The organism is Bifidobacterium tsurumiense (assembly GCF_000741765.1).
In the GTDB taxonomy this organism is placed as follows: Bacteria; Actinomycetota; Actinomycetes; order Actinomycetales; family Bifidobacteriaceae; genus Bifidobacterium; species Bifidobacterium tsurumiense.
The window spans coordinates 44,294-52,903 of record NZ_JGZU01000016.1; the positions used below are offsets into that span (position 1 = coordinate 44,294).

Below are 8,610 nucleotides of genomic sequence, written 5' to 3' on the forward strand. Positions count from 1 at the left end.
TTACGATCAAGAATCGGAGAAAATATGCACGATAGAGCAACATACATGAAGCTTCGCCAGCAGTTCATCGATATACGGCGCGAACAACGAGACGCGATCGCACGCGCGATGTCGTCGCGGCTCGACCCAAGTGGCCAGCCGATTTTTCGCGTCGTGGAAAGCTCTAACCTTGATTTTCTGACGGGTCAAGGCAGCGAAACCTATGCACGATGGTCCCAGCTAGATCCTCCTACAGATCTGCGCTACTGGCAGTGGTAAAAGCCAATGGGCTTGGATGCTTGGAATACGTGAATCTCCAAACTTTGGAGCAAGACCCTTTCACGTTGAACCAGCATGTACTGCTTGATGAAGCCGTCAAAAAATGTCAGCTTGCGGCGCATAACTTACCGCAAACAGAAAGCGAAATCCGATGATATTTGCACTGAGCGATATTCATGGCCACTTCGAAGCGCTCGAAGATGCGCTTTCTCGCATTGGCGATCTAAAGACACATCTGATGCGGGATTCAAACACTCGGCTCATTTTCTTGGGCGACTACGTGGACTACGGATCTGACAGCGCAAAGGTTCTCAGAAAGATATATCACTTACAGCAGGCATACCCAGATGCAGTAATTGTTCTGAAAGGCAATCATGACCAATAGCTGATCGACTTCCTGCAGTCAAAGGATGATATCGAAACCATGCCCTACTATCTGGAAACTCTACTTAGCTTTCTTGACGAAGCACAGCGCGAATATTTCCGAGCAGCTGACGATGATTTTTGTTCTGAAGCCACTTTAAGAATACTCAGGGATCACATACTGAAGACTGAGCCTGAGCTACTCGCATGGTTATCTGACTTACCCTGCTACTACAAAACTGACACTCAAGTATTCGTGCACGCAGGAGTTGATGAAGAAGCCCAAGAACTCTGGGAGTTAGGAACAACCGAGGAGTATATGCTCGGTAAGTACCCGCCTACCACAGGAAAATTCCTAATCACGGTGATCGCTGGCCATGTAGGTTCCTCAGAAGTCTCTGGCGACCCAAGTTTCCATGGCATCTACTTCGATGGTGAATCGCACTAATTCATCGACGGGACCGTATCAAAGTCAGGAAGAATTCCTGTCCTTGTCTACGACCCAGCCGAAGAAAAATACTCCAACATTTAGGAGATCAACTCAACCACCTTGGCTGTCAACTTGTTATCAATTTGTTCAAATGCTTGATCAAGAGCAACGTTTGAATCAGCCATAGCCATTAGTTCGTTCCCGGTGACAGTTGTCACCTTGTCCGCGTGACTGTTGATTTCCTCAAGTGCTTGATCCGCTTTCTTAGATCTGCTTGGGCCCTCAAAAATCATCGGTGTGGTAAGCAATGCTTCGACCTCAGCTCCCTGTTGCTTTGCAATTCTGGCAACCATAGGAGCCACAGTTGACCCCGTCAGACCACCTAGTCCGGCGATTACAATGACCTTTTCCATGCCATCAACAACGTGACGAACCTGATCTTTGTGCGCATTTAACACTTCGTTCCACTTTTCTGAATCGACGTTTCCATCGCCCTCAAGATCAGGAGCGTCAAGAAACATTGCTGTCTCGGCACGTGAAGTATCTAGACTCGCTTGCGGACGGTTCACAGCGATGGTTCGCAGTTTCGACTCTGCTGAATCATCCTTCGCAAGCTGTTCGATTACGAGATCTAGTACTGCGGTTCCCATTCCTCCGACACCGAATATTGCGATTGTGTCACTCATGATTCCTCCCTAAGTTAGCTCTCCCAAGGAGAGTATAGAGACCCCTATCTTATGCGGAAGAAATCTTCCGCAAACTTCACGAACGAGTAGAACAACAGGCAAATAAAGGAGTTTTTACGACTACAGCTAATTCAGCCCCTGATAAGCGCTCAGTTCGACGAATATGGCGCCGCTGAGCGTTTCGGCACCGACTTACCCGCAGAGGTCAGCCCGAAAAAACTATAGGCGCCCGAAGTTATAGAATGACTCTCAGATTCCTCGATTGCATTCCAGTCAATAAAAGATATTCATTGACATCACTTACCCGTTGTGATGTGATTACGGAATGAACCAACAATTCGACCTTGAAGAGTTCCTGATCGTAAAAAAGAACAGCCCATTACGGCACGGAGACATAAGCAATCCTGGCCCTGGGTATGTAAAAGCGTGGCTCGAATATAAGATCGACAATAATAGTAAGGATCCTGATGCATTCGAGAAATCACGCAGTTTTTATGAGCTGATGTGGGGAGAGCTTCTAGGAGTTAAGGTACGACCAGGGGCGGAGAGTTTTAGCGGCAACCCTTCAGAGTATGTGCAAGGTGACTGGATGTGCTCGGTCGCTACTACTTTTAGGAAGGGGCTAGTTCTTTTCGTTAAAGAACATAGCGAATTACGAAGTCTGTTCCCGCCGAGAGTTAAAGACGGTGTTGGTGGATATAAGACTTATGCACCAATTCTTTTGGCGGATATGAAAAAGGCTCCTGGCGAACAACATTTCCAAAAACTTTGGGGTGATGTTGAGCTTCAGAAACTAATCCGTTCCGCTTACACATTTGCAAACCTGATTATCGTACCTGATGGCTTCAATTCTGCCAGGATGCGTTGCACCGAGGACTACTGGGATCGAACCTTGTATTTTTATTTTGCACATTTCAATCCCGAAGACCCGCTATTTTATGAGGATACCTACGATGTCGGAACACCCTTCCATACATTAATCAGTGAAAGTATGAAAAATGACGATGCGTTGTTCCTTGCCGATTGGCTTGACTATGAACATAACCCCATAATGCTGCCAAACAAAAATCCTAAATCACTTAATGAGTGGCGTTGCTTGGCCAGAGAAATGGGGGTTAATGGACAAAATGTGTGTCTGATGGTTGGCGTCGGGGTTTGTGCTTGTTGGTGTGTCGGGGTTGTTTTAACGGTTTTGGTGTTAATGTCCGGGTTCGTTTGCTTTTTCGGTGTATGTGTGCTGTTTGATTGCTGTGCATGGTCAAGAGGAAATCGTCCCGTGCCGCGTTGTGTGAATTGTGCGGCGGGTCCATGCGCAAGAACGGGTTCACTTCCGGCGGCCGGCAGCGGTGGCGCTGCGACGCCTGCCGTTGTTCCAGGCTGCGCAGGCGTCCCGACGCGACGAGGTTGGCGTGGTTCCGTGCGTTCCTCGACTGGCTTCTCGGCGGGGTCAGCATGGGGCGGGCCGCGGCCGGCCTGGGGATGGAGCGCGCGAACGTTCGCTCGTGGCATCGACTGGTGTTGGCGGATTCGTCCGCGAATCGAGTCCGATGGGGTGGCGCACCGGTTCGTGCTCGCGGACGGCACGTACGTGCCCCATGGCTGGTGTCTGCTGGTCGCCGTGGGCGAGGAGGGTCGGCCGGTGGCGTGGCAGTGGTGCGACAGGGAGAACCGGCATGCGTATTCGAGGCTGTTCTCGCGCGTGGCCGCGCCGGACTTGCTGGTGTGCGACGGCAACGCCTCCTGCTTGAATGCGGCCGGCGATGCGTGGCCGGGTTCGGCCGTCCAGAGATGCCTGGTGCATGTGCTGCGCAACACGAGGAGGGACCTGACTTCCAGGCCGCGCACCGATGCGGGGCGCGAACTGCTGGCGTTGGCCCGTCGCCTGCCGAGGGTGTCGGACGGGGCCGCGGCGGCGGGGTGGCTTTCCGATCTCAACGGCTGGCACCTTCGTCACGGCGCCTTCATCAAGGAGCGCACCACGGCGGGTGCGGATCCGGGCAATCCGAAGGCCAGGGCGGGCAGGAAGTGGTGGTACACGCACGAACGGCTGCGCAGGGCCTATTTCCGTCTGGCAAGGCTGAACAGGCAGGGGACCCTGTTCGCGTATGTGGAGCACGGGGGTGCGCCGGCCACGACGAACATGCTCGAAGGAGGCGTCAACGCCGACATCAAGCGGATCCTGCATGCGCACCGCGGCCTTGGCGAGGAGCGCATGCGACGCTGCTGCGAGTGGGTGCTTTACATGAAGACCGCGGATCCGAGGCCGGAACGATTCGTCACCCCGGAGCTATGGGGGCGGGCGACTGCCGAACTGGCACGGCATCCCGTCGCCCGCACGGACCACTACCGAAGTGCAACGGCCGGCACCCGGAATCGATGCATGGGAAGGAGGTTTCGGCATCAGAAAGGGAGTGGCAGGACGACCACTCGTGACACGCCGTATTAGACACACATTTTGTCCATTAACCCATGGAGGGGAGGAAAACGAAAAACCCTCGGAATCGACCGAGGGCTGTGATGGTGGCTCCGAGCGGGATCGATCCGCTGACCTAACGATTTTCAGTCGTTCGCTCTACCAACTGAGCTACAGAGCCATGAACAGTTAAAAAAACCCGGCAGAACCGGGCAAATCAAACCATTCGAGCGACCCCGACCGGACTTGAACCGGCGACCTCCGCCGTGACAGGGCGGCGCTCTAACCAACTGAGCTACGGGGCCAATCTGCTTGCTTCTCAACAGCAGCCGAATATGTATATTACTCAGATCTCGAATCTGTGCAACTCGGGTGGTGGATTCGGCGTGTCGTTAGAGCGATATGCGGTCAAAACCAATCGTTTGACCGCATATTCATTGGGTTTGGGAAGCGCTGATTACAGGCTCGCAACAGCTGCATTCCAATCGTCGGTTGAAGCAGTGTTGATCAGGGCTGAATTCGTGATAGATGGGTCGTCATTGTTCATGAGATACGTGACATCGTCCCCGAGTTCGAAATCCAAATCGGGATCGTTGAAAGAGTATCTGCAAGTGCCGTCCTCGGTGCATGTGCGATAGGAGGAGTAGTTGTCTTCAAAATATTCAGGATGCTCTGCGACATATGAGACGAGGCCGATAAATGCGACTATTGCCAGAATAGTAAGAATCGTTGCAATGGCGCTAATAATGATTCCGGCGATCGAGAGGCCCTTGCTTTTTTCGCCGCTTTTATTGATCTGCACCAAAGCGATTATCGAAACCACCAATCCTGCTGGAGGAATCAGAAATGCCAATATGAATCCGACAATGCTCATGGCATTCCATGTTTGGTTCATCGGCGCAGGTGGATATGGGTATCCCTGAGGCAATGGCATGCTAGGCGCGGGGGCAAATGCGCCATAGTTTTGCGGAGGAATCTGGGTATTCGGGGAGTAGGCATAGTTTTGCTGTGGAGCGTTTATGCCGGCACCATATTGCTGTGTTGGGGCATATTGACCGTATTCGGGTTGAGGCCTGTGATACTGAGCATAACCCGGCTCGCCGCCCGATGGCTGGCTGTTGAAGCTTTGAGGTGCGGAAGAGTTAGTTGCAAACGACTGAATTGGCTGCTGGGATTGGTTCTCGTTAGGTGATGCAGATGATGTTTCCGGCGCTATAGGAGACGTGTTCGTGGATTCAAAAGACCCGTTCGTGGCCGGTGAGTCATCGTTAGCGACGGGTTGAAGGGGATTGCTTGTTTGAGGGGCGTCGGTCGAGGCTTGCTGTGGAGCATTGGGTTGAAATTCATTGTTATCCATGCTCCTATTGTAATTGCCTTTTGCCTATGAAGCAGTGAATTGTGCGCATGTGGTCGAGTGATCATTGCCGGCTGGGGGCATGTCGGTTTTCGTTTTCGCTGCAAGCTTTCTGCAGGTGATCCGAGGCATTGCGATTCAGGGCATAGTGAAGGGGCATCCACGTCAATGCGTGAATGCCCCAAGATGCTCATTTTGGATGGAGTCCCGCTCAGTCCTCTTGCTTCCAATTCTCGACATCGATATGGTGCTCTGGATTGGCTTGCCATGCAGCCCATGCCGATTTCACAATGTCTTCCACATTGTATTTGGCGTGCCAGTTCATGGCTTCATTGATGCGCTTGGGGGAGCCGATTAGGTGTGGCGGATCGCCTGCGCGACGTGGCATTATGGCTTCGGTGAATGGCAGTCTGGTAACTTTCTTCACCTCGTCGACTATCTGCCTCACAGACGTGCCTTCGCCGGTGCCTACGTTGAATGCGTCGTATTCGCGTTCGTCCTTGTCAAGGTAGCGAAGTGCGGCAATGTGGGCATCGGCTAGGTCTGACACATGGATGTAATCGCGTACGCAGGTGCCGTCCGGCGTTGGGTAGTCATCTCCGAAAATCGCCGGAGCCTTGCCCTTGCGCAGACGGTCGAAGAGCATGGGGATAAGGTTTAAAATGGCAGGGTCCTCAAGTTCCACAGGGCCGCATCCTGCGACATTGAAGTAGCGCAGACCGCAGAATCGAATTCCGTACGGCTCCTCGCAAGCGCGAGCCATCCATTCGCCGAACAGCTTGGTCTGTCCATAAGGATTGATGGGCAGCATGGGGACCACGTCTTCAGGAACCACGTCAACCGGTGGAACGCCATAGGTTGCGGCGGACGAAGAGAATACCAGCTTCTTGGCATCTGACTTCGTCATGCCTGTCAATACGTTGAGCATGCCATTGATATTCTGCTGGTAATACCACAGCGGCTTTTCCACTGATTCGCCGACCTGCTTGCGCGCGGCAAAATGGATGACGGCGTCGACGTTTTCCGCATTCATAATCTCTGCGAGGCGTTCTCCAGCGCCGGGAGCGGAGATATCCATGCCGTAGAGGCGTGCGCCTTCAATGCGGGTGGGTTTGCCGTAGCTCAGGTCGTCAACCACGACTACCTGTTCTCCGGCCTGATGAAGAGCGTGAACAACGTGGGCGCCAATGTAGCCGCACCCACCAGTGACGAGAACTGTCATGACTGGCCTTTCGACTCAAGAGCGGTGTGAACGATACGGGTTGCGCATTCTCGAGGAATGAAACAGAGAATGTTCACTTTTGCTCTAATATGTTATTTTCTTTGCCGATACCATGGTATCACATGTACATTATTGAACATTCAGCGTGTATTGCACAGGGTGCATGTTCAGTTTAGGCATACTGCAATGTGTGCATATAGTCTAGCTGTGAGTTTCGATGGCCTGATTTGAGCTTGCGTGACATTGTTGCTCTTGGGGCTCGATAACATCGCTGATGCACTCTGCGAGGTGTCGGATGCGGCGTAGTTCCAGCTAGTAGGGATTTCGGCGATATCTACCAGCATTGCCGAAAGGCGACAGATCATCGGCTTATTAATCGGTTGGCTTAGCAATATTTCAGTGTCCACTTCCGCTCATGGTGGGCAGCCGGTTACGGGCGACCGGTATAAATATGGATATGCAGGAACAAGAACAGGGTAATGAAGATTTGCGTTATCGTCCGGTGCTCTCATTTGTGAGGCGCTCAGGAAGGCTCGATGCCCGATTGCAACGCGCATGGGATGCTTATGGCGAGAAGTATTTGCTTGATGCCAATGCGGGCCCCGGCTCGTTGGATGTCCGTGAGAATGTCACTATTGATGATGATTTTGTACAAAGGGTTTGGGGTAACCAAAATCCGCTTATCGTGGAGATAGGCAGCGGACAGGGGGAGAATATCGTCGCGGCCGCCGAAGAGCATCCTGAATTCAATTATCTTGCATTGGAGGTGTATGACCCGGGGGTGGCGCATACCATGTTGCTTGCGGGCAAACGGGGGCTTGATAACATCCGGATCGCACAGGTGAATGCTCCTCGACTATTTGACCATATGTCTCAGGGCGTCGTGTCCGAAGTGTGGACGTTCTTTCCTGATCCATGGCCAAAGATGAAGCACCATAAGCGCAGGATTGTGCAGGATGAGCTGGCTGGTCAGATCTGGAACTCCTTGCGTGACGGCGGCTTGTGGCGTATTGCCACCGATATCGAAGATTATGCCTTGCATGTGCATGAAGTCATGGATGGGCGGCAGGATTTCGAGAATACCGGGACGGTTACCGTAAGTTTGCCTACAGAGCATGTAGGCAAGGGTAACGCCGATGGTGCTGCTTTGTTGCCGCATGCGGATTTCTCGGAATCGGAACGCTTTGATGGGCGAGTGCTCACTAACTTCGAGAAGAAGGGAATTGCCGCTGGTCGTGTAATTCATGATTTGACCTATCGGAAGAGGTAGGGGATTGTTGAGGAGATACTTCACGGGCTGGATTTGAATCGCCTGCATGTCGTTGTCTGAACGCTGAAGAAACGGGTGTCCTGCTGGATGTCGCAGTGATCGGGGAGTGGGATCCGTGGGCTATTCTTGGGCGAGTAACTCGACCGATTTGAGCGTGGTGAAGATCATTGCGACACGCCGATTTGCATGAGATGCTCAGTTATCTTAAGATAAACGAGTTTGGTTCGCCCCCTTCGTCTAACGGTTAGGACACCAGACTTTCAATCTGACAACGAGAGTTCGACTCTCTCAGGGGGTACGCAAGTAAAATCAAGGGCTCCGAGGACTTCCCCGGGGCCCTTGATTTTATTACGTGTGACTACTGTGTGACTAAAAGTACGTCTTTTTGGGTTAATGGACAAAATGTGTGTCTAATACGGCGTGTCAGAGTGGTCGTCCTGCCCATCCCTTTCTGATGCCGAAACCTCCTTCCCATGCATCGATTCCGGGTGCCGGCCGTTGCACTTCGGTATGGTCCGTGCGGGCGACGGGATGCCGTGCCAGTTCGGCAGTCCGCCCGCCCCCATAGCCTCCGGGGTGACGAATCGTTCCGGCCTCGGATCCGCGGTCTTCCA

General features: G+C 52.7%; 8 protein-coding genes and 3 tRNA genes. 6 read left to right on the plus strand and 5 right to left on the minus strand.

Annotated elements, in window-relative coordinates; all coding sequences use genetic code 11:
- Positions 1-45: 45 nt before the first annotated feature.
- The 3 genes from BITS_RS09145 (at position 46) to BITS_RS09385 (ending at position 1,069) form a co-directional block, all read left to right on the plus strand.
- Entirely contained in the window at positions 46-258 is a 213-nt protein-coding gene (locus tag BITS_RS09145) for a hypothetical protein (RefSeq protein WP_152571197.1), read from the plus strand.
- Positions 259-409: 151 nt separating this feature from the next.
- Positions 410-643 carry a metallophosphoesterase gene (locus BITS_RS09775; protein WP_202961136.1) on the plus strand — a complete coding sequence of 78 codons (234 nt, stop codon included), beginning with the start codon at positions 410-412 and terminating at the stop codon, positions 641-643.
- Positions 644-682: 39 nt separating this feature from the next.
- On the plus strand, positions 683-1,069 hold the full coding sequence (locus BITS_RS09385) for a hypothetical protein (protein ID WP_202961137.1): 387 nt from the start codon (positions 683-685) through the stop codon (positions 1,067-1,069).
- Positions 1,070-1,149: 80 nt separating this feature from the next.
- Here BITS_RS09385 and BITS_RS07595 read toward each other — a convergent pair whose 3' ends face one another.
- On the minus strand, positions 1,150-1,737 hold the full coding sequence (locus tag BITS_RS07595) for an FtsZ/tubulin family protein (RefSeq protein ID WP_026642166.1): 588 nt from the start codon (positions 1,735-1,737) through the stop codon (positions 1,150-1,152).
- 1,417 nt (positions 1,738-3,154) lie between these two features.
- On the opposite strand from BITS_RS07595, the gene BITS_RS09780 reads away from it, so the two are divergent.
- Entirely contained in the window at positions 3,155-4,183 is a 1,029-nt protein-coding gene (locus BITS_RS09780) for an IS1249 family transposase (protein ID WP_420795467.1), read from the plus strand.
- A gap of 72 nt (positions 4,184-4,255) precedes the next feature.
- Here BITS_RS09780 and BITS_RS07605 read toward each other — a convergent pair.
- The 4 genes from BITS_RS07605 to galE all read right to left on the minus strand — a co-directional run bounded on the left by BITS_RS07605 (position 4,256) and on the right by galE (position 6,726).
- Positions 4,256-4,331: transfer RNA gene (locus tag BITS_RS07605), tRNA-Phe, on the minus strand.
- A gap of 50 nt (positions 4,332-4,381) precedes the next feature.
- Positions 4,382-4,455, minus strand: a tRNA-Asp gene (locus BITS_RS07610).
- A 152-nt stretch (positions 4,456-4,607) separates the two neighbouring features.
- A complete protein-coding gene (locus BITS_RS09555; RefSeq protein ID WP_051264391.1) occupies positions 4,608-5,507 on the minus strand; it encodes a DUF4190 domain-containing protein in 900 nt (299 codons plus the stop codon).
- A gap of 208 nt (positions 5,508-5,715) precedes the next feature.
- On the minus strand, positions 5,716-6,726 hold the full coding sequence (gene galE / locus BITS_RS07620; protein ID WP_026642733.1) for a UDP-glucose 4-epimerase GalE: 1,011 nt from the start codon (positions 6,724-6,726) through the stop codon (positions 5,716-5,718).
- A 457-nt stretch (positions 6,727-7,183) separates the two neighbouring features.
- On the opposite strand from galE, the gene trmB reads away from it, so the two are divergent.
- Together trmB and BITS_RS07630 are read left to right on the plus strand one after the other, a co-directional pair.
- Positions 7,184-7,996, plus strand: a complete 813-nt coding sequence (trmB, locus tag BITS_RS07625; RefSeq protein ID WP_026642734.1) for a tRNA (guanosine(46)-N7)-methyltransferase TrmB — start codon at positions 7,184-7,186, stop codon at positions 7,994-7,996.
- A gap of 226 nt (positions 7,997-8,222) precedes the next feature.
- Positions 8,223-8,294: transfer RNA gene (locus BITS_RS07630), tRNA-Glu, on the plus strand.
- The last annotated feature ends 316 nt before the right edge of the window (positions 8,295-8,610 follow it).

Bases quoted from the DNA above. Each gene is read 5' to 3' on its own strand.
- BITS_RS07595 (WP_026642166.1), bottom strand. From the start codon at position 1,737: ATGAGTGACACAATCGCAATATTCGGTGTCGGAGGAATGGGAACCGCA.
- galE (WP_026642733.1), bottom strand. From the start codon at position 6,726: ATGACAGTTCTCGTCACTGGTGGGTGCGGCTACATTGGCGCCCACGTT.
- BITS_RS09145 (WP_152571197.1), top strand. From the start codon at position 46: ATGAAGCTTCGCCAGCAGTTCATCGATATACGGCGCGAACAACGAGAC.
- BITS_RS09385 (WP_202961137.1), top strand. From the start codon at position 683: ATGCCCTACTATCTGGAAACTCTACTTAGCTTTCTTGACGAAGCACAG.
- trmB (WP_026642734.1), top strand. From the start codon at position 7,184: ATGCAGGAACAAGAACAGGGTAATGAAGATTTGCGTTATCGTCCGGTG.
- BITS_RS09555 (WP_051264391.1), bottom strand. From the start codon at position 5,507: ATGGATAACAATGAATTTCAACCCAATGCTCCACAGCAAGCCTCGACC.
- BITS_RS09775 (WP_202961136.1), top strand. From the start codon at position 410: ATGATATTTGCACTGAGCGATATTCATGGCCACTTCGAAGCGCTCGAA.